The organism is Fictibacillus sp. UD (assembly GCF_043558025.1).
Taxonomy (GTDB): domain Bacteria; phylum Bacillota; class Bacilli; order Bacillales; family Fictibacillaceae; genus Fictibacillus.
Genome location: NZ_JARUHH010000003.1, coordinates 28,601 through 48,768 on the forward strand (window position 1 = coordinate 28,601; position 20,168 = coordinate 48,768).

The 20,168-nt window shown below is 38.6% G+C and carries 23 protein-coding genes; 16 read left to right on the plus strand and 7 right to left on the minus strand.

All coding sequences use genetic code 11. The features are described 5' to 3' along the window. Positions 1-104: 104 nt before the first annotated feature. From P8610_RS06455 to P8610_RS06465, 3 genes are all read right to left on the minus strand, one after another. The gene (locus P8610_RS06455) at positions 105-2,705 is read right to left on the minus strand and encodes a transglycosylase domain-containing protein (RefSeq protein ID WP_394603634.1); all 2,601 of its coding nucleotides are present in this window, start codon (positions 2,703-2,705) and stop codon (positions 105-107) included. Between the two features lie 89 nt (positions 2,706-2,794). Beyond that, positions 2,795-3,400, minus strand: a complete 606-nt coding sequence (gene recU / locus P8610_RS06460) for a Holliday junction resolvase RecU (RefSeq protein WP_289495352.1) — start codon at positions 3,398-3,400, stop codon at positions 2,795-2,797. A gap of 69 nt (positions 3,401-3,469) precedes the next feature. Further along, the gene (locus P8610_RS06465) at positions 3,470-3,715 is read right to left on the minus strand and encodes a glutaredoxin family protein (RefSeq protein ID WP_394603636.1); all 246 of its coding nucleotides are present in this window, start codon (positions 3,713-3,715) and stop codon (positions 3,470-3,472) included. A 132-nt stretch (positions 3,716-3,847) separates the two neighbouring features. Between P8610_RS06465 and P8610_RS06470 the strand changes: the two genes are divergently transcribed. After that, positions 3,848-4,804 carry a DUF2515 family protein gene (locus P8610_RS06470; protein WP_394603638.1) on the plus strand — a complete coding sequence of 319 codons (957 nt, stop codon included), beginning with the start codon at positions 3,848-3,850 and terminating at the stop codon, positions 4,802-4,804. Between the two features lie 35 nt (positions 4,805-4,839). On the opposite strand, the gene P8610_RS06475 is transcribed toward P8610_RS06470, so the two are convergent. After that, on the minus strand, positions 4,840-4,980 hold the full coding sequence (locus P8610_RS06475) for a hypothetical protein (protein ID WP_394603639.1): 141 nt from the start codon (positions 4,978-4,980) through the stop codon (positions 4,840-4,842). 216 nt (positions 4,981-5,196) lie between these two features. Between P8610_RS06475 and racA the strand changes: the two genes are divergently transcribed. The 7 genes from racA to P8610_RS06510 all read left to right on the plus strand — a co-directional run bounded on the left by racA (position 5,197) and on the right by P8610_RS06510 (position 11,766). Next, positions 5,197-5,709: a chromosome-anchoring protein RacA gene (racA, locus tag P8610_RS06480; protein ID WP_394603640.1), complete on the plus strand. Its 513-nt coding sequence runs from the start codon at positions 5,197-5,199 to the stop codon at positions 5,707-5,709. Between the two features lie 290 nt (positions 5,710-5,999). Then, entirely contained in the window at positions 6,000-6,365 is a 366-nt protein-coding gene (locus tag P8610_RS06485) for a YppE family protein (RefSeq protein ID WP_394603641.1), read from the plus strand. Between the two features lie 55 nt (positions 6,366-6,420). Then, the gene (locus P8610_RS06490) at positions 6,421-6,960 is read left to right on the plus strand and encodes a hypothetical protein (RefSeq protein ID WP_394603642.1); all 540 of its coding nucleotides are present in this window, start codon (positions 6,421-6,423) and stop codon (positions 6,958-6,960) included. Continuing rightward, entirely contained in the window at positions 6,957-8,180 is a 1,224-nt protein-coding gene (locus tag P8610_RS06495; RefSeq protein ID WP_394603644.1) for a DEAD/DEAH box helicase, read from the plus strand. The genes P8610_RS06490 and P8610_RS06495 overlap by 4 nt, the downstream gene beginning before the upstream one ends. A 115-nt stretch (positions 8,181-8,295) precedes the next feature. Further along, positions 8,296-8,541: a YciI family protein gene (locus P8610_RS06500; protein ID WP_394603645.1), complete on the plus strand. Its 246-nt coding sequence runs from the start codon at positions 8,296-8,298 to the stop codon at positions 8,539-8,541. A gap of 192 nt (positions 8,542-8,733) precedes the next feature. Next, positions 8,734-9,513: a TerC family protein gene (locus P8610_RS06505; protein WP_289495362.1), complete on the plus strand. Its 780-nt coding sequence runs from the start codon at positions 8,734-8,736 to the stop codon at positions 9,511-9,513. Between the two features lie 204 nt (positions 9,514-9,717). Next, positions 9,718-11,766, plus strand: coding sequence for a molybdopterin-containing oxidoreductase family protein (locus P8610_RS06510; protein ID WP_394603646.1), 2,049 nt, complete (start codon positions 9,718-9,720; stop codon positions 11,764-11,766). 1 nt (position 11,767) lies between these two features. On the opposite strand, the gene P8610_RS06515 is transcribed toward P8610_RS06510, so the two are convergent. Together P8610_RS06515 and P8610_RS06520 are read right to left on the minus strand one after the other, a co-directional pair. Then, on the minus strand, positions 11,768-11,974 hold the full coding sequence (locus tag P8610_RS06515; RefSeq protein ID WP_394603647.1) for a hypothetical protein: 207 nt from the start codon (positions 11,972-11,974) through the stop codon (positions 11,768-11,770). A 200-nt stretch (positions 11,975-12,174) separates the two neighbouring features. Then, the gene (locus P8610_RS06520) at positions 12,175-12,945 is read right to left on the minus strand and encodes a LysM peptidoglycan-binding domain-containing protein (RefSeq protein WP_394603648.1); all 771 of its coding nucleotides are present in this window, start codon (positions 12,943-12,945) and stop codon (positions 12,175-12,177) included. 176 nt (positions 12,946-13,121) lie between these two features. On the opposite strand from P8610_RS06520, the gene P8610_RS06525 reads away from it, so the two are divergent. From P8610_RS06525 to P8610_RS06560, 8 genes are all read left to right on the plus strand, one after another. Then, positions 13,122-13,610 (plus strand): ankyrin repeat domain-containing protein, encoded by a 489-nt coding sequence (locus P8610_RS06525; protein WP_394603649.1) that lies wholly within the window; start codon positions 13,122-13,124, stop codon positions 13,608-13,610. Between the two features lie 90 nt (positions 13,611-13,700). Further along, positions 13,701-14,624 carry a rhodanese-related sulfurtransferase gene (locus tag P8610_RS06530; RefSeq protein ID WP_394603650.1) on the plus strand — a complete coding sequence of 308 codons (924 nt, stop codon included), beginning with the start codon at positions 13,701-13,703 and terminating at the stop codon, positions 14,622-14,624. A 354-nt stretch (positions 14,625-14,978) separates the two neighbouring features. Next, on the plus strand, positions 14,979-15,614 hold the full coding sequence (locus tag P8610_RS06535) for a phosphatase PAP2 family protein (protein ID WP_394603651.1): 636 nt from the start codon (positions 14,979-14,981) through the stop codon (positions 15,612-15,614). A 65-nt stretch (positions 15,615-15,679) separates the two neighbouring features. Then, entirely contained in the window at positions 15,680-15,868 is a 189-nt protein-coding gene (locus P8610_RS06540; RefSeq protein ID WP_289495369.1) for a hypothetical protein, read from the plus strand. Positions 15,869-15,997: 129 nt separating this feature from the next. Continuing rightward, on the plus strand, positions 15,998-16,186 hold the full coding sequence (locus P8610_RS06545) for an alpha/beta-type small acid-soluble spore protein (RefSeq protein WP_066395381.1): 189 nt from the start codon (positions 15,998-16,000) through the stop codon (positions 16,184-16,186). A 142-nt stretch (positions 16,187-16,328) separates the two neighbouring features. Beyond that, positions 16,329-17,177, plus strand: a complete 849-nt coding sequence (kynA, locus tag P8610_RS06550) for a tryptophan 2,3-dioxygenase (RefSeq protein ID WP_289495372.1) — start codon at positions 16,329-16,331, stop codon at positions 17,175-17,177. A 92-nt stretch (positions 17,178-17,269) separates the two neighbouring features. Continuing rightward, positions 17,270-18,073, plus strand: a complete 804-nt coding sequence (gene mutM, locus P8610_RS06555) for a DNA-formamidopyrimidine glycosylase (protein WP_394603652.1) — start codon at positions 17,270-17,272, stop codon at positions 18,071-18,073. A gap of 173 nt (positions 18,074-18,246) precedes the next feature. Further along, complete coding sequence (locus tag P8610_RS06560) at positions 18,247-19,062, plus strand: hypothetical protein (protein ID WP_394603653.1); 816 nt, start codon at positions 18,247-18,249, stop codon at positions 19,060-19,062. 1 nt (position 19,063) lies between these two features. On the opposite strand, the gene P8610_RS06565 is transcribed toward P8610_RS06560, so the two are convergent. Next, on the minus strand, positions 19,064-20,116 hold the full coding sequence (locus P8610_RS06565) for a glycosyltransferase family 61 protein (protein ID WP_394603654.1): 1,053 nt from the start codon (positions 20,114-20,116) through the stop codon (positions 19,064-19,066). Positions 20,117-20,168 lie beyond the last annotated feature (52 nt).

Consider the following 20,168-nt stretch of genomic DNA (forward strand, 5'->3'; position numbering starts at 1 on the left):
CTTTAAAAATTCGAGAAAACGATTAGCAGCACCGTTTAAAAAAGCCTTTAAACTTTGGCAAACAAAAAATCCGCCAGCATAATGCTGACGGATCTTTTTTTTGTTTATTGGTTGAATGGAGGGAGGAGTCCTCCTCCGTTTCCACCATTTTCTTCTCTATCTCCATCTTGACCAGGCGGAGTACCAGGTTCACCTTCACTAGGAGGCTCGGTTCCAGGCTCTTGTCCTGGAGGAGTGCCAGGTTCACCCTCACTAGGAGGCTCTGTACCAGGTTCACCTTCACTAGGAGGCTCTGTACCAGGTTCTTGCCCTGGAGGAGTGCCAGGCTCACCCTCGCCTGGAGGAGGACCTTCTCCTTCAGGTGCTTCAATCGTGATAGATGTTTCCGCAGGTTCACTTTGAGTGTTGTTTTCGCTGTCAACCGCTATTACTTGGAACGAATATTTACCAGGAGCAGGTGATGGAACAACAAATTTCGTATCGTTGATCGTAGCACGTTCCTGCATCGGTCCGTCGTTATAGCTCGCGAGAACTTTAAATGTTACACCTTTTTTCTTTTCATACTTCCATTTCACTTCAATCTCATTTTTGTTCTCATTGAACTTCGCTTCTAAACCTTTAATTGTTGATGGCTTTTCAAACTTATCACTTACGCCAGGAAGATCAGTGCCTTTGACGAACAGTTCGATAATTTTTTCAGAATCAGGTGTGAACTCACTTGCGCGTTTGCCTGTTCCTTTTTCCATCGCAACTTCAGTTACAGATTTCGGTTTCTTAAAGTCGGTGTTCTTATGATCAAGCTGGCTCATGATATCACGGAAAATCTGTTTAGAATAATCCGCTTCATTGTCGTTTAGATAGAGGCCTTCTCCAATTTTTTCATACCCCGTCCAAACGGCTGCTGTATATGTTGGTGTATAACCGGCCATCCATGCATCTTTTGTTGCTTTGCTAGGCAAACCATATTTGTCACGATCATCTTTTGAGAAGTTCGTTGTTCCAGTTTTACCAGCTAGATTTAATCCATTAACATTCGCTTCACGGCCAGTCCCGCGATCCATTACATCTTTAAGCATATCTGTAATCATATAAGCGGTATAATCTTTCATTGCCGCTTTAGGCTCTGGATCTACCTCAACCACACGGCCGTCAGGAAATTCAACTTTACGAATGGTTGTAGGCTTTGAATATACTCCTCCGTTACCGAACGACGTGTACGCTCCAGCAAGAGTAAGAGGAGAGATACCACCTTCAAAACCACCAATCGCATAAGATGGGTAGGTTGTATCTGGATCCAAATCAAATCCTAGTTTGTTTGCAAAATCAGTTGCTTCTTCAGGTCCCACTTCTTGGAACGCACGAACAGCTGTTGTGTTCTTGGATTCAACAAGTGCTTGACGCATCGAGATGTCTCCAACGTTTTTATCGTTAAAGTTATTAATTGTAATGTCTTTTAGTTCTACTGGTTCATCTTTTAAGATATATCCCGTGTTCCATTTTTTGTTCTCGATCGCAGGACCATAATCTAAGATCGGTTTGATCGTTGAACCTGGCTGACGGTTAATCTTTGAAGAGTAATAGTTGCTTAATTTGCCTCCGCGACCGCTTCCGACTGCTCGAATCGCGCCTGTCTTCGTATCAACTAATGCAACTCCTGATTGAAGAAGCTCATTTCGGCCTTCTAATTTCGCTCTTAGTACATCTTCTGTAGCTTGTTGTGCTTTCGTATCAAGGTTTGTATAAATTTTTAATCCTGAAGAATAAAGATCCGCTTCTTCAATGCCCTCAATATCTTTAATATCATCCATCACTTGTTTGATATAAGCATCATAAGGGCGTGTTTCTGTTTTTACATCACCTTTTTCAATCATGTCTTTCACAGGGATGCTCTTTGCTTTTTCAGCTTCTTCTTTTGATATGAATTTATGCTGAGCCATCAGATTCAACACAACATTGCGTCGGTGTTCTGATTCTTTCGGATTTCTCGTAGGATCATAATAACTCGGTGCTTTAGGAAGCCCAGCTAAAAGTGCTGCTTCTTGTACTTCGAGTTCTGAAACATCTTTGTCGAAGTAAACTTTCGCAGCAGTTGCAATTCCATAAGCTCCGTTACCAAAGTAGATTTTATTTAAATACATTTCTAAGATTTGATCTTTTGAGTACTTTTGTTCCAATTGAACAGAAAGATACGCTTCACGAATTTTACGAGTAAGTGATTTTTCATTCGTTAATACGGTGTTTTTAATAACCTGCTGAGAGATCGTACTCGCACCCTCTGCTCCAAATCCTTCTCGTACGTTAGCGAACGCGGCACCCGCGATACGGCGTACATCAATACCGCTATGCTGTCGGAATCGAACGTCTTCTGTTGCGATGAATGCGTTTTGTACAGGTTCTGGGATCTCATTGATCTTTACACGAATTCGTTTTTCATCCCCTGCCACAAGGGAAACTTCTTTATCATTCATATCCATTATTTTAGAGGATACTGGTGTTTCAAGTTCTTTTGGATCTAGTTTTGGTGATGTTGCTGCAATCACACCTACAGTTAATAGTCCTAGGATTCCTAGAATAACAGCAAGCAACAGGAGGGTCTTCTTCCAGTTGCGCCCACCTCTAGGTTTTTTGGTTTTCGTTTTATTTGCCGGTTTGGAACCATCACTTGATTGTCTGCGTTCCATACGGCTTCGGTAATCTTTTGACATAGCTTTACCAACCTTTCAACTTCATAAAAAAATGAACATGTTCAATTATTCGACGGCTTTTGACAATTTATGAACAATGAAGGTGATGATTAAAAATAGACTGAATCTACTACGTGTAAGTAATTAAGCCGAGGCTGATACCCGATAGTAATAGAATGTCCTTTTTCTTCAATTTCACCCTTCGGAATGGATTTTCTTCCCAAACTTTGTTCTTTCCAAAAATGAATCAAGTGAGAGCTGTCGAATAAATAGCTCTCATCTGTTGATGAGAAACGGAGAATAACAAACGAGATGCCTCCATGATCCAAGATGTGCTGCATATGGGTGAGCTGGTGTTCATGAAAGTTCTTTAGAGGAAAGCTCGTTTTATTCTTCGTCTCCTTTGCTTCAAAGTCAATGTATCTTCCTTTATACACCCCATTATAGTCGGTCGTGGAAGCCAGTTTGAAGTACGCTTCACGGATGACGGCGGCAGATCGTTTTGGATATTCTACATTTACGATCTGAACCGGAGTAGGTTTCTTATGGATGATCGCTTGATTGGTTAGAAGATAATACTCGTTGCTTTGATTGATATCATCTTCTAACGACATTCCTCTATTGCTGTAAGAAATCTCTTTTTTCATAGAAGATGAGGATTGTTTTTTCACGATAGAAGTCACTTTCTTACCGTTCGGATAATGGAAAGTACCCATGATTCATCTCCTTTACAACGAAAGATGGCTATGCGCATTAAGAAAAAGATACACATAGCCGTTAGATGTTTACTTTTTTAATAGTCGGGAAAGTTCATCTTCTTGAAAGCCCATAACGACCTCTTTGCCTTCAGTCGTTTCAATAACGGTCACAGGTGTAGCAGAAGCACCCAGATCGATCACTTCTTGCATATGCGCAGGGGTTCTACGTATATCTCGTTCTTCAAAAGGAATGTCATTTGCTTTTAGCCACTCTTTTTCTGCAAAACATGGAGGGCATGTTTCTTGTGTGTATATAATTACTTTTTTCTCCAAAATGTTTATGCCTCCTTTTTCCAAATGCATCTTTCATAACCATTAGTTTACTCTTTTTTCTTATGTGACACAAATATTTTATAGCATGAAAGCAAACGATAGAAAATAGGACAAAATGCATGGAGGAACAGCGTGGAGAGGGCTATTGAGGAGATTGTTCACAACATACTAAGTGAAACGAATTCACAAAATCGTGATAATATTTCACGTACCGTAAGTTATGCCTCATTTTATAAAAGAAACCCTGAGATCCGATGGGCGATGCTCGGGAGCCTTGTTTCAAGAAACGCGGGGTATAGTATGTGTGATCTTAAAGGGGACTGGCTGCCAAGAATGCTATCTGCTGACACAAGGAAGCATTTATTTTTAACGTACGAGCGGGCGAACTGGCTTATCTTTCAAGATGCGTTTCCTCAGCTTTTGCTATACGAATATTCGAAACAACAAGGAATACCTTTTTTTCACTTGTTAAAATGTTTGGGCGTTTCAAGATTCATGGAGGTAGAATGGAAGCGATTTTGGAGAGAGAGAGATCTAAAGCGATTATGTACGTCATTAATAATCAACGAACAGCATGTAATTGAAAAGCCTGTGATTAAAGATGGTTTTTATAAAAGAAGAATATTTTCGAGTGTTCCGTTTCTTTTACAAGACTATATGCATTTTAGCACAGTGCTTTTTCCTGTAGAGTCAGGAGATGTAATCGGAATTTCTATACATGGTTTTAAAAAAACAAGCAACCGAATTGAAACAGGCAAAACTTTATATACCATCCTCTTTGAGTCGAAATGGAGCGAAGAGATCTTGTCCTTCTCGAACAAAGTAACACATACAGGATCCAGACATGATTTTGAGAGGTATATATACCCGAAGAAAAAAAGAGAAACGCCTTTTTTACGCGTGGCATTTCCGGTCATAAAGCATCATTCATCAAACAGAGTCGACTGGTACAAAAAAAACATGAATACCGAAAAATTTTATGGAGCAGTTAAACCGCTACACAAGATTTGTCTGACTGACTGGTATAGACAAAAGCAAAGACAATTGAAAATAGGGATTCTTTTAAAAGAATGGATTCAGCATGCATAAAAAAGACGGCCAACAAAGAGCCGTCTTTTAACTATTTACGTGCTTGGAATATCTGGGCCGTTAAGCTTTTTATCACCATAGCCTGTGTTTTCTTTTTGATTCTTTTTCTGAGTACCCGTTTCATCTTGATTCGTATACTGATGCTGCTGTTGCTGCTGTTTGCTTTCTTGGTTCATGTTGGCACCTCCTTTTTGTATCACCTGAACTGTCCTTAGTTTTGGAGTTGTTGCGACTGAATATACAAACAATCAACAAATTGAGTGTCGAATTTGTAATGATTACGTGGTATTCCACTTTCTTTGCCGAATGAAAACTAGTTTTGTCAGGTGTGAAGGGGAAGGAAGGATACGGCTCGAAATGAGTTAGCATAAGAAAACGGGGAGGGATTCATGATGGAAATGGTGTTGATGAAAACCAAAACTGTCTCTGAGGAGCTTGGGGTGAATCCGACAACAGTACAACGCTGGGTTAGGCATTTTAACATTCAATGTGACAAAAATGAGCACGGACACTATTTATTCAGACAAGAAGACATTGATCAGTTAAAAGAAATTAAAACGCAGCTAGACAACGGACTTTTGATGAGTGACATTCAAATCCAAACGATCCAAACAACAGAACAATCATTTGAGCTGCCAACCCAATTTGAAGAGAAGTTCAACCGCTTGAATGCTGCCATAGAAGCTTTAGAGAAAAAAGTCGAAGAGAAAGCAGATGCAGTTGTATCTTATCAGATGCTGCAGCATGCTTCAGAGTTGGAAGAGCTTATCAAAAAGATGGAGAACATGGAAGCACGTCTTCAAGATCTGGAAGTAGCCCTGTTGAAAAATGATTTTCCAGAAGAGCGGTTATACGTAAAAGAAAAGCCAAAAAAGAACTGGTTCGTGAGCTTGTTTACTCTGTAAATAAATTTTGAAAAATATTTTATAGTTTGCACGTTCCTTCATTTTACTTCATTGACAAGTTGATTGGAGCGTAGGATGCGAGACTCCTGCGGGATGAGTGGGACAGGTGAGACTCCTAACAGCGCAAAGCGCTAGGAGGCTCAACGCACACCCCGCGGAAAGCGAGCATCTGAAGCGGAAATCAACCTCTCTCAATATTTACCTAGTACAAGCAAACAACTTAAAAAAAAATCAAAAAGTGTAAGTCTCTTCATTCTTTGGTAGGATATAAAGAATGGAGGGACTTTTTTATGAGCCATTTATATAAATTAACGAACGAACTAATCGCGGATATAGATGAAGCGTTTCATATTTTTAAAACAGAAACAAAAACAAGGGAAACAGAAGCGGACTTTTTTACAGAAGTTAAACCATTTGCCGATCGCATACACTTTCGTGTAAAAGAGTGGGAACCTCTTGCAAGGGATTGGGTGATCGCGAATAAGCCTAAATACCTTTATCCGATCCAGATCAAGACAGCCGCAGAAAATATCGGCTATTTAGGAGTCTATGTCTTTCAAAAGAAAATGAAAGATAAACGCATAACGGAAATGGTAAAATCTGTTCTCTATGTTTTGAACCAGCTGAAAGATCAAATGTCTGAGCAGCAATCATAAAAAAATTTCACGTACCGTAATTAAATATCGTTTTCAAAAATAGGGAGAGAACAAGATGTATCATCCATCCGTTTATGATAATCTAAAGGTTGTGCTCGAAGGAGCAATTTATGACCTTGATTTTTCAGGAGAAATTGAAATAGTTAACCGTAAAGATTTATTGGACCATGCAATCATGGAGAGGAACTATTCTGTTGATTTTGTGGTTTCAACGATCGGAGAGTTAATGAGAGGAAATATTAGATTAACGTCAACTCTCGAAGATTTGGCGATGGAGAAGCTGAACGACAATCCTGACGCAGCGGGCAGCAAGCTCTCAGTATGTATTGAAACACCCGTATACGAAATTGAAACAGACTGCAAGCAGATTCAGTCTATTTTAAAAAAATGGGGAAACGGTGATTTAAAAGGTGACATTCAGCAAAAGCTTACCTATATATATGGAGAGCCGAGACATGTATTTCGCGATACGATCTCCATTCAATTACAGAAGCCAGCACAAGAAGAAGAGCCTGAACGAATTTCACTTGTACTAGAACAATTAATAACGTCTATGAACGAAATGAATGACTATTTTAAGGGGTATAAAAAATGACACAATCGCTACATAATTTTCCGGAATTCATACAAAACGCTTGGAACAAGAGCGGCTTTTCAGCATTAACAGATATTCAAGAACGATCAATACCAGATCAATTAGAAAATAAGGACTTGATCATTGAATCACCAACAGGTACTGGTAAGACACTTGCCTATGCTTTGCCTGCTCTTGCGAAATTAAACCCAGAAGTAAAAAATGCTCAAGTTCTCTTTTTGGCACCCACACGAGAACTAGCGATGCAGATTTATGAGGTTTGTCAAAAGTTCACAGAAAACAGCGGTTTTAGCGGTGCTTCTCTTATTGGTGGAGCCAACATGCAGCGCCAGTTAGATAAACTGAAAAAGAAGCCGCAATATATCGTCGGTACACCTGGCCGTGTCAAAGAATTGATCCAAAACAAAAAACTAAAAGTACATGAAGTGAAAACGATAGTGATTGATGAGGCAGATCATATCATCGAAGCAGGTTTCAATGGAGATGTCGAACAAGTAATCGCTGCAACATTAAAAGACCGCCAGCTTGTTTTTGTGTCAGCTACTATTAATAATAAGACAGAAGACTGGTCAAGAAAATTAGCGGTAGATCCTGTTGTTGTTAAAGTTGAAAAAGAAGCAGTAAAGAGTGAAGTTACGCATACATTCATGGTATCTGATTACCGTGACAAAGTTGATAACTTGCGAAAGCTAATACGTCATACGCCAGGTATTAAAGCGATGGTATTTATCAATAGTTCCATGAAGATGGATGAATTTGCTACTAAGCTTGAGTATAAAAAAATTAAACTGGGTGTTTTAGCAGGAAATTCAACAAAACAAGAAAGACAAAAAGTATTAAATGACTTTAAAAATGGAAAAATTCCTGTTCTTTTAACGACGGATGTGGCTACGCGCGGACTGGATATACCAGATGTTACACATGTTGTTCATTTTGAAATGCCAGAAGATGTTAAACAATATGTTCATCGCTCCGGAAGAACAGGCCGCATGGGTAAAGAAGGAACGGTTGTATCTCTTGTAACAAAAACTGAATTAACTTCCGTAAAAAAATGGACAGCTAAGATGAATGTACCTCTTCAAAAGCAATTTCTTGAACAAGGACAAGTTATTATAAAAGAGGATTCCGAGAAAGCAAGAACGTCTGATAAACGTTTAGCTGCACCAAAAAGCGCAAAGCCTGCTCATTTAAAATCGGAAACAAGCAAAAAAAGAAGATAAAAACAACAAAAAGGATATTTCCATCATTTATAGAATCTCAATCTCTATAAAGGGGAGATATTGTATAGAAACTACAGAATTCTTATATCAAATTAAACCGGTAAGGGCTCATTTTATGGAGAATCAAACGGATGCCGAACAGAAAACTTTGCAATCCCATTTTGAATACCTCCAAAACCTTTTAGAAGAGGGGAAATTAGTACTAGCCGGTCCATGTCTAGATGCATCATTTGGTATAGTCATCCTTCAAGATACGAATGAAGAAGAAGCGCTAAGAATAATGGAGAACGACCCAGCAATCAGAGGTGAAATCATGACGGGGAACCTTCACCCTTTCCGTGTTTCACTTATAAAGGATTAATCAAGGGAACGCTGTAACATTCATTGTTACAGTGTTTGTTGTATAGTTAATGTATTGATGAGTCTGGCACAAGTATAGGAATCGTTTTGAGATAAGGATAAACCGTTATTATTAGGAGTACCTTGTGGCTAAACGGGGAATTCTATAGCTATTACTTATCGTTTAGCAGTACTAAATAAGGGAGAGATGTAGATGGAGTCTATATGGCTAGAGTATGCTTGGGCATTGTTAATTTTAATCGGGTTGGAAGGTTTGTTATCAGCTGACAATGCGCTCGTACTAGCTGTTATTGCAAAACATTTACCTGAAGAACAGAAAAAAAGAGCAATCAATTATGGAATCATAATGGCATTTGTATTTAGATTTGGTGCGCTTTTTGCAATCTCATTTATTGCAAACGTTTGGCAGATTCAAGCGATTGGTGCAGCCTATCTTCTATACTTAGGGTTAAAGCATGTTATTAAAGCGAAATTTGGAAAAGAAAATGAGAACATTCAAGAAGAAGTGGAAGAGGAGTCTGCTGGCAAAAGTTTTTGGCCAACGGTAGGAAAAATTGCTATAGCTGATCTTGCTTTTGCGATTGATTCGATTTTGGCAGCCGTTGCTCTTGCCTTAGGTCTTCCAGATTCACCTCTAGATGACTTCGGAGGCATGGATGGAGGACAGTTTATCGTTGTCCTTTTAGGAGGAATTGCGGGTCTTATTTTAATTAAATTTGCTGCAACCTGGTTTGTACAGCTGCTTGATAAACGTCCTGCATTAGAAACAACTGCGTATGCCATTGTTGCTTGGGTTGGTGTCAAGCTTGCTGTAATTACACTTGCACACAAAGATATAGGAGTTTTAGATCATCATTTTCCTCACAGTACCGTTTGGACGATCATTTTCTATGGAGTATTGATTGCGATTGCACTTATCGGATGGTTTGCTCCCGCAAAAAAACCAGCAGAGCAAAGTGGTTCCACACAATAAAGTTATAAAAAACATTGATAGTAATAGGAAACGACCAGAAATGGTCGTTTTTTTACATGGTTTTTAATTCTTAACCTATACAGGTGAGCTTATCTCTATCTAACGCTATGATAAAATAAAGTTAGATAATATATTAACTGACAGACAATTTATAACAGCCACTTTGAATGAGGACACTACACGATAGGAAAGGAGAACAAAAATTTGACCAATTTTATTGATCGCCCTGATGGTATTTTTCCTTCCGTTTGTTCACTAGACTGCCCCGACCAATGCGGGCTGCTTCTGCATAAAAAGAACGGTAAAATTACGAAGATCGAGGGTGACCTAAACCACCCTGTGACGAAAGGATATATTTGCAATAAAGTTCGTAATATGACTGAACGAATCTATGATGAAAAACGACTCAAATATCCTATGAAACGTGTTGGCGCAAAAGGTGATGGAGAGTTTGTTCGAATAAGCTGGGATGAAGCGATTGATACGATTACTACTCGCTGGAAAGAACTTCTGAAAAGTGACAGTGCAGAAAGCATCCTTCCATACAGTTTTTACGGAAATATGGGGAACCTTAGTGCGGAAGGTATGGATCGACGCTTTTTTAACCGTTTGGGAGCCTCTCAGCTTGATAGGAGTATCTGCAATTCTGCAGGTGCTGTTGGCTATAAATATACAATGGGCGGCAGCTATGGAATTGATCCTGAGGACACTATTCATACCAAGTTATTTATATTTTGGGGAATTAATGCGGTGAGCACGAACATGCATCAAATCGCTCTCGCTCAAAAGGCCAGGAAGCAAAATGGAGCTAAGATCATTGTAATTGATGTTCATAAAAATCAAACTGCTAGATTGGCAGATTGGTTCATTCCGATCCTGCCTGGGACGGATACCGCTCTTGCTTTAGGAATGATGCATATTTTATTTGGTGAAAACATGGTGAACGCCTCATTTCTTGAGCAATTCACTGTGGGTCATGAGGAGCTTCGTGAGCATGTAAAACAGTATGATCCCACGTCTGTAGCTGCCATTACCGGCATACCAGAAGAGGATATTGTGCAACTCGCAAGAATGTACGGAATGACTTCACCTAGCTTAATTCGTATTGGTAACGGACCGCAGCACCACGACAATGGAGGAATGTTTGTTAGAACAATCTCCTGTCTTCCAGCTTTAACCGGACAATGGCAAGTAAAAGGGGGAGGTGCTATTAAAGGAAATTCCGCTTACTTGGCCCACAATACGGATTCCCTGCAGCGCCCGGACTTCCTGAAAAATAAGGAAACGCGGAAAATTAATATGAATGTGCTGGGAGATACCTTACTTACGCTTGATCCACCAGTTAAATCTCTTTATGTTTATGGAAGTAATCCAGCTGTAGTTGCACCTGCTGGCAATAAAGTTCGAAAAGGATTAAAACGAGAAGACTTGTTTACGGTTGTACATGATTTGTTTTTAACAGAAACAGCGAGGTATGCAGATATTGTTTTGCCTGCCACGTCTTCCTTTGAAAATACAGATTTTTATACATCATATTGGCATCACTACATTCAGCTTCAGCAGCCAGTGATAGAGCCCTATGAGGAAGCTAAATCAAACACAGATGTGTTCAGGCTTTTAGCGAAAGCTATGAATTTTGACGATATAGCTTTTATAGAGACGGACGAGGAGTTAATTGATCAAGCACTCACTAATCCGTTAAATCCTTTTATATCGAAAATAAACTATGAAACCTTATCAAAAAATCAATATATAAAAGCAGAAGCGGAACTTCCTGACGTACTCCCGACTCCGAGCGGAAAAATAGAACTGTATTCAGAAAAAATGAAACAGGACGGTTATCCACCTTTGCCGACCTACATACCTTTGCCAAAGGATTCCGAACACCCCCTCCTTTTTATAGCGGGGCCAAACCATAACTTTTTGAACTCAACATTTGCGAACCAATCCAAACATGTTGAGCTAGAAAAAGAGCCAGTTGTGGTTTTAAATCGTTCTGATGCTGAATCATTAGGAATAAAAAATGGTGAGCAGGTTAGGGTTTGGAACGAACGCGGAGAATGTATACTTAAAGCAGATGCTGGTGACAACGTCCTTTCAGGTGTAGCAGTAACGCAAGGTCTTTGGGGCGCAGATAAAGAAACAAAACATCTGGTCAACTCATTGACTCCAGATCGTATCGCTGACATGGGCGGAGGAGCAACGTTCTTTTCAGGAAGAGTTTCCGTCGAACCGATAAAAGAAAAAGAGTAAATTAAACATCCCAGAAATCACTCAATTTTGCTGAATCATCTTTCTTTTTAACAATACTTAGTACAATTCGCATCGTAGTACCATCTGGTTTGTAGAAGGGGTCGTTTAAAAGCTTCTCTACTCGGTAAGCGGGAAATCCGCTAACGTTGCTGAACCATTGTAAATCCAGTTTGTTTTTTTGAATCCAGCTATGCAGTTTAGATTTCATATGATTTCTCTCCCATAGGATAATTAAGGTAATTAATTTAAATATATCATCATGTGAACAAAACATCTACATGAATTATATATTAGTTGAACAATGTAATATTTCAGTCGATTTTCTAGAGAATAAAGGTTTTTAAAAGTAGACAAAAGCATGCGGCTAGTGAGCTGCATGCTTTTATAGTGGAAGTCGGCGGAAGATCCTTATTTTTTGAATAACTGTACCCAAGCTCCTTGGTAATAGGCAACTCCAATGGAGTCATAATTAGAGCTTAAAATGTTTTGGCGATGACCAGGACTGTTCATCCAATCCGTCATAACGGCTTGAGGAGAAGTTTGTCCTTTAGCAATGTTCTCACCAGCAGCTGTGTAATCGATTCCAAAGCTGCGCATCATATCAAACGGAGATCCGTAAGTTGGTGAGTTGTGATCGAAATAGTTTTTTGCGATCATGTCTTTTGCTTTTGCCATAGCAACATTGCTTAATTCAGCATCAAGTGTTAATGGGGCAAGGCCGGCTTTTTGACGCTCTTGGTTCACGAGCTGTGAAACTTGAGTCGCATATGCATCAACAGAAGTTGTAGCAGGTACTGAAGCTGCAGGTTTTTGTGCAGCAGAAGCTGGCAGGTCTAAAACTTGTCCAGGATAAACCCAATTGATTTGCTTGATCTGAGGATTTACCTGCTGTATTGCCCATAAACTAACATTTGACGCCGAAGCGATTTTATAAAGAGTGTCTCCTGTTTTAACGGTATAAATCTTTGAAGAAGACGGAATGTATATCGTTTGACCAGGATAGATCGAATAACTAGTAAGCCGGTTCATTCCTAGCAAGTGAGAAAGGCTTACATTTTTACTTTGTGAGATCTTCCACAGTGTTTCATTTTGCTGAACCGTATAAGGTGTTGAAGCATAAGCAGCTGTACCCATCATCAAAAAAGCTGCTAATGATAAAGATAGTATTTTTAAACGCATAATATCCCCCAAATATCCAGTTCCCCCAACGACTTTCACTATTTAAATGTTCACATAATTCTGCACGGTAAACAACTGGGAATGGCAGAAAAATTTTGTAAATAAATGTATCTTGAAGGGTTTTTATGTTGTTTAGAAGAAGTAGTCTTGAACCAAAAATTAGAAAGGGTGATGATATGAGTCTGCACCAAGCAGCGATGGATGGAAAGATAACCGAAATTGAGGACTTGTTAAAGAAAGGAAATGTACAAATAGATACATTGAATGATGGGTGGTCACCTCTTCATTTGGCCGCGCATTTTGGCCATATTGATATCGTAAGACTGCTTCTTGAACAAGGAGCAGATGTTCATGTGAAGTCAGGGAACAACATGGCAAATACACCACTTCATGCGGCCGCGGCAAATATGAAGAATCGTCAAGAGATGATCGGTCTTTTATTATCGTATGGAGCGGATATTAACGAACAGCAGAGCGGGGGTTGGACAGTCCTGCATCAAGCAGCACAGCACAACGATCCTGAAATGATTTCATATTTTATAGAAAAGGGAGCCGATCCTTTCCTCGCAAAAGGTGATGGGAAGACCGCACTTCAATTAGCGGAAGAAGAAGAATCTATTGAGGCCGCTTCGCTATTGCAAAACTACACATTAAATAAAATCTAAAATACAGGATGCGTCCTGTATTTTTCTTTTTCTCATAATTTGTTATTATAGGAAAGGTAGTTTTTTAAGAAGCATAAGTAGGTGGAATATATGGACTTTCAAGTATTGTTATATTATAAATATGTGTCAATAGACGATCCTGAAGAGTTTAAAGAGGAACACCTCGCTCTTTGTAAACAGATTGGATTAAAAGGCAGAATTCTTGTCGCCCGCGAAGGAATAAATGGAACTGTTTCAGGAACGGTTGAACAGACAGAAGAGTATATGCAGTTGATGAAGGAAGATCCTCGTTTTGCAGATACGGTTTTTAAAATAGAGCAAACGAATGATCATGCCTTTAAGAAGATGAAGGTCCGTGTGCGGCCAGAGCTTGTCCATTTGAGTCTTGAAGATGATGTGAACCCGAATGAACTTACAGGAAAGCATCTTTCTCCAAAAGAGTGGCTTGAAGCGATGCAGCAAGAAGATGTGGTCATTCTTGATGCACGAAACACATATGAATATGACCTCGGCCATTTTAAAAATGCGATCAGACCAGACGTGGAAACATTTAGAGAGCTTCCTCAATGGGTACGTGAAAACTTTAGTCAGTTTAAAGACAAAAAGGTTTTGACCTATTGCACGGGAGGTATCCGCTGTGAAAAATTCTCAGGATTTTTAGTGAAAGAAGGATTTAAAGACGTATCACAGCTTGAAGGCGGAATCATCTCCTACGGGTATGATGAAGAAGCAAAAGGCAAGCTATGGGACGGAAAATGTTATGTCTTTGATGAGCGTATATCTGTGCCGGTAAACAGAAGCGGTGAAGAAACCGTCGTGGGAAAGTGTTATCATTGCGGAAATCTCGAAGAACGTTATGTAAAATGCGGAAACCCAGAATGCAACGCGCATCTATTGATGTGTGAAGATTGCGAGCATGAACATAAGCGCTCTTGCAGCAAAGATTGCAAAGAACACCCATGGAATCGTTATATAAAAGAATGTGAAGCAGAAAGCCAAAGTTCTCCTTTGTAAGGAGGGCTTTTTTTTGTTGGTTAGAAACCTTAAATCTATGGTTAATGCTGTTGCTTATGCTTGAGAGGTATAAGATGGTTTGGGTTTGTCGAGTTACGTCGACTCGCCGATATATGTGCTGAATTCGCTGGATTATAGCCAAAACTCGCCGGATTAAATCCGGAATTTCTAGGATTATTTCAAATATTTCTTGAATCCTTTACCTTTATACCCCCTAAGGTATAAGGGTAACTTGGTTCTGAAGCTGAAAATTCACTTGCTTTGTTCTTAGAAAGGTTGAAAAGGACATGTTTCATTGGATTTTATTCCTATTAATGGATGTTTTAACGTAAAATAATTGGAGGGGGAGTGAAAATGAAAAAAAGTTACATAGTCCTGAGTTTGTGTGTGTTGATTTTTGTTAGTTTTGCGTTTTATGAATCCAGTTTAGTAAAATCATTTGATTTAATCGTTAGAAAATTTATTTTAGGCTTGAGATCGGAATGGTTAAATGAAATTGTAGTAGCCTTCACGCATATAGGAGACGCGAAAGTGCTCGCGGGACTCTGTCTACTAGGCGCGATCGTTCTTATCATAATGAAACAATGGCGAAACAGCTTTTTGCTGTTTGGAAGTATCGTTGTTTCTTATGGACTTAACTTGCTAGTAAAAAACATGATCGAGCGGGAGCGTCCGATGGATTTTCGTTTGATGGAGGAAGATGGTTACAGTTTTCCAAGCGGGAACGCCATGGTAGGAATAACGTTTTATTTATTTGCAGCAGTTCTTATTTATCAACGATACCAAAAGCGTTGGATCCTTTGGACTGGAGTGCTTCTTCCATTCTTCTTGGGTGTAAGCCGCGTGTATGTAGGAGTCCATTATCCATCTGACATACTGGCAGGCTTTGCATTTGGCATATTTCTTGTATTCTGTTTCAGCAAGCTAACTGCTAAACCAATTGAACATCGAGAGAGCGTTAACAGAAACAACACAAATACCTCTCTATAATTTAACAATACTTGTCCTTTTTTGGTATAATAAAATGTAATTGTTTACCGAAAGGGTGCAAAGAGATGTTGCCAATTGTGTTTCCAGAGAACAAACTTGAGTACATTCCGGCTTTTATAACGCTCGCGATTTTTACGATTTTTGCGTGGAGAACGGTTGTCTTTTTTAAGAAACATTCTGCAAAAGAGTTAAAGAGAGCACAATTAATAGAAGAAGATTTATTAAGCAAAGAGCTGAAAAACAAGGACTTATGACGAGTTCTTGTTTTTTTTTTGAAAAAATTTATATTTCTATGAATAGGTTTTCAAAATTAACCCATACTACCTTTAACGGAAAACAAAAAAGTTTTTCGTACATATTATCTCCCAAAGGAGGGAAATCGCATGGCACGTAACAACAGCAACCAAATCGTGGTTCCTGGAGCACAAGGAGCTCTTGACGCAATGAAGCAAGAGATCGCTGCTGAGTTCGGAGTACATCTTGGACCAGACACAACTTCTCGTGCAAACGGATCAGTAGGTGGCGAAATCACTAAGCGTCTTGTAGCACAAGCGCTAGGCGGACTTCGTTAATCAGTAACCTCCTTGTAAGAAAAACCTGGGATTCGTCCCAGGTTTTATTTTTTTTGTTCAATTATAGATAAATACATAACTCATAATCATGTATAATGAAAGCGATACCAAACAAGTTGCTCGTCCGGGGGAGTGGATTAGAATGACAGAACAGAAAAAATTAGACAGCAAAGAAACAGAAAAAGGAATTCACACGGATTTTATTAATCAAATGACGTATGGAGAATATCTGAACCTTGATAAAATTTTATCCGGTCAGAACAGGCTTTCCGGTCATCACGATGAAATGTTGTTTATCATTATCCATCAAGTGTCTGAGTTATGGATGAAACTTATTCTGCACGAAACACGATCAGCGATTTCTTCTATCGAAAGCGGGAACCTTCATTCTGCTTTTAAAATGCTCGCACGTGTTTCAAAGATTCAATCTCAGATCATCGAATCGTGGGATGTACTCTCAACGTTAACGCCAGCAGAATACATGGAGTTTCGTGATAAGCTAGGACAAGCATCAGGCTTTCAATCCTATCAATATCGGATGATTGAATTTGCTCTTGGATATAAAACTCCACATATCTTGGAGATCTATAAAAAAGATGCAGACCTTCACGAACAACTGACAGCCGCTCTTCATACACCAAGTTTGTATGATGTATCAATCCAGGCGTTAGCAAAAGCAGGTCTTCACATTGATGAAGAAGTCCTTAACCGGGATGTTACAAAACGCTACGAATATAACAGCTCAGTAGAAGCAGCATGGCTTGAAGTGTACCGAAACGTAGAGAAGTATTGGGATCTTTATGAATTGGCAGAAAAGCTCGTAGATATTGAAGACTGGCTGCAGCAGTGGCGATTCCGCCACATGAAAACCGTAGAACGCATCATCGGCTTTAAAGTGGGAACAGGTGGATCATCAGGCGTGAACTATTTAAAGAAAGTATTAGACCAACGTTTCTTTCCAGAGCTTTGGGATCTGCGTACAAGTATATAATTTTTAGAGGATGGCTCTTAGTGGCTGTCCTTTTTGTTTACATAAAATAAGAAACCGGCTTAATACTAATGAAAGGATAAGGAGTTGAAAGTATGCCGGAACTGCCAGAGATGGAGACGTATCGAGAATTTTTGAGTCACAATATCTTACATAAGCCAATAACGAACGTAGAGATTAATAGAGAAAAATCGATCAACCAATCAGTTCAAAGCTTTACAGATGCCATTCTTGGGAAGAACATTACCTCTATAAAAAGAAGAGCGAAACACTTAATTTTCGAGTTAAGCTCAGGAAATTATCTGTTGCTTCATCTTATGCTTGGTGGCTTGATGTTTCTTGGGAACACAAACAATAGCCCTGATCGCACGAAACAAATCATTCTTTCTTTTGGAGAATTGCAGCTCAATTTTATAGGATTGCGATTAGGGTATCTACATTTATTAAGTAAGGAAGAATTGGACGAGAAACTTCAAGACCTAGGCCCAGAACCATTACAGTTAAATATTGATGACTTTGAAAATCGTATACAAACTAAAAGAGGATCATTAAAACCTTTATTGGTAGATCAAAAATTCATTGCAGGAATTGGAAACTGTTATTCGGACGAAATCTGTTTTCAAGCTAAAATAGATCCGTTTCGAAAAGCAAGCGACCTGTCAGTAACAGAAATCAAACAGTTATTTGATTCCATGAAACCGGTTCTTACAAGAGCTATTAAATACGGTGGTTATATGGATTTTCCAATGTATGAAGGAGACAAAAAGACAGGAGGGTATAACAGCAACACACTCGTATATGAAAGGGAAGGTGAAACGTGTAATCGCTGTGGTGCTGAGATCAAAAGAGCAGAAAGTACTACGCACAAATCCTTTTATTGCCCAAATTGCCAAAAATAAAAAGTAATGTTAGACAGCATTTCATACATGCTGTTTTAGGTTTAAGAAGTGTAAGCTAACTTGTGAATTTTGGTATTTAGTCTTCGTTAATTACTTGATATAAGCTCTTCATGTCTCTCATAACTTATAGTAATAGTCAAAATTGGATATTTCGTGTGAGGAGGGCTTATATAGTGGGTAATGGAAGTAGAAAGAACCTTATTCTCGCAGTTGCTACAGATTATGATTGGGATAAAATAGGAGTATTTTTTTGGTCTCTCGAACAAACGGGCTACACAGGTGAGGTTACATTATTTATAGAAAATATTAATCAAGAAACTCAAGAAATGATAAAAAGATTAAATTTTGCAGTTAATTTAATTCCTTTTCAGCGTGTGGGACTAGAATATAGTTTTGCAATAAATGATTATCGTTATTATCTATATTATAAATTCATGGTAGAAAATGAAAGTAATTATAAAGACGTTTTATTAACTGATATCCGAGATGTATTTTTCCAATCCGATCCTTTTAAAGAAGATTGGAAGCGTGATTCTCTTACAGTTGCTAAGGAATGCTGCGAGATATCCAAAGAAATCCATAATACGAGGTGGATATTAACAAAATTTGGATATCATATTTATAATTCCTTACAAAATAAAACTATTTTATGTTCAGGTACTACATTTGGTCCGTCTAAACAAATAATCAAATATTTGAAAGAAATGAATGCCGCATTGTTTTATAATGGATATTTTTCATTATCTGATCAAGCAGTGCACAACTATATAGTTTATAGTGAAAAAATAAAACCAGTATCATTCTCAGACAATAAAACCGGCCCAATCATGACAGTAGCTTTGGAAGATGAAAATAATTTAGTGATTAACGAAAAGGACCAGATCCTACTCATGAATGGGAAAGTTGCATCAATCGTGCATCAGTATGATCGGAAATCTTCTTTAGCAAACATGATAAGTACTCGGTATGGAGCTAATTTTTCAAGATAGGTTATTCTTTTTCTAGTTCATGAATAAGTGCTGAGCTATCAATCGACATGTCATCAAAACCGGACCAAAAACTATTTGGATTTTCTCTATTTCCTAAAATAAATCGATAGTCTAAATTCATTAGCTTGCTGATTAACCAATAGTGCGGTTCGATATAACTAGGTGTAAATAATTCAATTACCGTCGTTCCTGGATCGCAAAAAACAAGGTTTGCCAACCCCGCACCATGGGGAGCAACAACTATACTTGCGGAATAAAAAACTTCGATCTGTTCTTGTACCTGCATCGATTCGAGGAATATGCTATTAAAACCATACTTATCCAAAACAGATAAAATCTCTCTTTCATTAGTAACCTTTCTTCTATTCTTACGTCTAATATAAACCCGTTCATACTTCTTCTTTTTTTCTACCCTAAACTTGGATAAAAGCAAATCTCTAACATATTTGCACGACCAAGCATTTGGCAAATTCACATAAGAGGGGACAACTAAATTTTTAGCTTTAATATGGAACTTTTCATGCGGGACTAAAATTCGGTCATTGGTGATTCCACATGCCCTAAGCGTTTCAAGCTGAAAAGGGAGTGAACGGTGATTAATTATATATTTATCGATCTTAATGTTGCTTTGTTCAATTAAATGAATACGTGCCAAATTTTCAAGCAACCAATGAAAATAGTTATAGCCTGCGGGATGATTTAGCATTGCTACGGTCTCATCAATTAGGGTCATAGGAGGCAAAGATTTTTCTTTAAAAATAGAGTGCTGTTCGGGTGGAGTCATCCATTCAACAGAGAGGTCGTATAGAAGTTTATTGTCTGGTGAGATGACTGCTCTGTCAGACAAAACTCGTCCACCTGGTAAACTCGCTACAAACGCTTTATTGCTGTATTCAGGTTTTCCTTCAATTATTTTATATTCTTCTACTCTTCCAACAGCTGGATTTTTTAATTCCGGGTAAATTTCATATAAACGTTCTTGGTTCCCCGTAATATTTATCCAATCGAGTGTTGAAAAGTAGAAATCCTTTGGTGGCAGTAATTCCTCTTTCATAGTCCATTCACCTGCAGCTTCATTTTGTTATTATATTGTATGTGAGATTTTG

Excerpts from the sequence above, each read along its gene's own strand:
- P8610_RS06495 (WP_394603644.1), top strand. The coding sequence starts at position 6,957 with ATGACACAATCGCTACATAATTTTCCGGAATTCATACAAAACGCTTGG.
- P8610_RS06490 (WP_394603642.1), top strand. The coding sequence starts at position 6,421 with ATGTATCATCCATCCGTTTATGATAATCTAAAGGTTGTGCTCGAAGGA.
- P8610_RS06500 (WP_394603645.1), top strand. The coding sequence starts at position 8,296 with ATGGAGAATCAAACGGATGCCGAACAGAAAACTTTGCAATCCCATTTT.
- racA (WP_394603640.1), top strand. The coding sequence starts at position 5,197 with ATGGAAATGGTGTTGATGAAAACCAAAACTGTCTCTGAGGAGCTTGGG.
- recU (WP_289495352.1), bottom strand. The coding sequence starts at position 3,400 with ATGGGTACTTTCCATTATCCGAACGGTAAGAAAGTGACTTCTATCGTG.
- P8610_RS06545 (WP_066395381.1), top strand. The coding sequence starts at position 15,998 with ATGGCACGTAACAACAGCAACCAAATCGTGGTTCCTGGAGCACAAGGA.
- P8610_RS06520 (WP_394603648.1), bottom strand. The coding sequence starts at position 12,945 with ATGCGTTTAAAAATACTATCTTTATCATTAGCAGCTTTTTTGATGATG.
- P8610_RS06475 (WP_394603639.1), bottom strand. The coding sequence starts at position 4,980 with ATGAACCAAGAAAGCAAACAGCAGCAACAGCAGCATCAGTATACGAAT.
- P8610_RS06540 (WP_289495369.1), top strand. The coding sequence starts at position 15,680 with ATGTTGCCAATTGTGTTTCCAGAGAACAAACTTGAGTACATTCCGGCT.
- mutM (WP_394603652.1), top strand. The coding sequence starts at position 17,270 with ATGCCGGAACTGCCAGAGATGGAGACGTATCGAGAATTTTTGAGTCAC.
- P8610_RS06455 (WP_394603634.1), bottom strand. The coding sequence starts at position 2,705 with ATGTCAAAAGATTACCGAAGCCGTATGGAACGCAGACAATCAAGTGAT.
- P8610_RS06535 (WP_394603651.1), top strand. The coding sequence starts at position 14,979 with ATGAAAAAAAGTTACATAGTCCTGAGTTTGTGTGTGTTGATTTTTGTT.
- P8610_RS06485 (WP_394603641.1), top strand. The coding sequence starts at position 6,000 with ATGAGCCATTTATATAAATTAACGAACGAACTAATCGCGGATATAGAT.
- P8610_RS06530 (WP_394603650.1), top strand. The coding sequence starts at position 13,701 with ATGGACTTTCAAGTATTGTTATATTATAAATATGTGTCAATAGACGAT.
- P8610_RS06565 (WP_394603654.1), bottom strand. The coding sequence starts at position 20,116 with ATGAAAGAGGAATTACTGCCACCAAAGGATTTCTACTTTTCAACACTC.
- P8610_RS06515 (WP_394603647.1), bottom strand. The coding sequence starts at position 11,974 with ATGAAATCTAAACTGCATAGCTGGATTCAAAAAAACAAACTGGATTTA.
- P8610_RS06525 (WP_394603649.1), top strand. The coding sequence starts at position 13,122 with ATGAGTCTGCACCAAGCAGCGATGGATGGAAAGATAACCGAAATTGAG.
- kynA (WP_289495372.1), top strand. The coding sequence starts at position 16,329 with ATGACAGAACAGAAAAAATTAGACAGCAAAGAAACAGAAAAAGGAATT.
- P8610_RS06505 (WP_289495362.1), top strand. The coding sequence starts at position 8,734 with ATGGAGTCTATATGGCTAGAGTATGCTTGGGCATTGTTAATTTTAATC.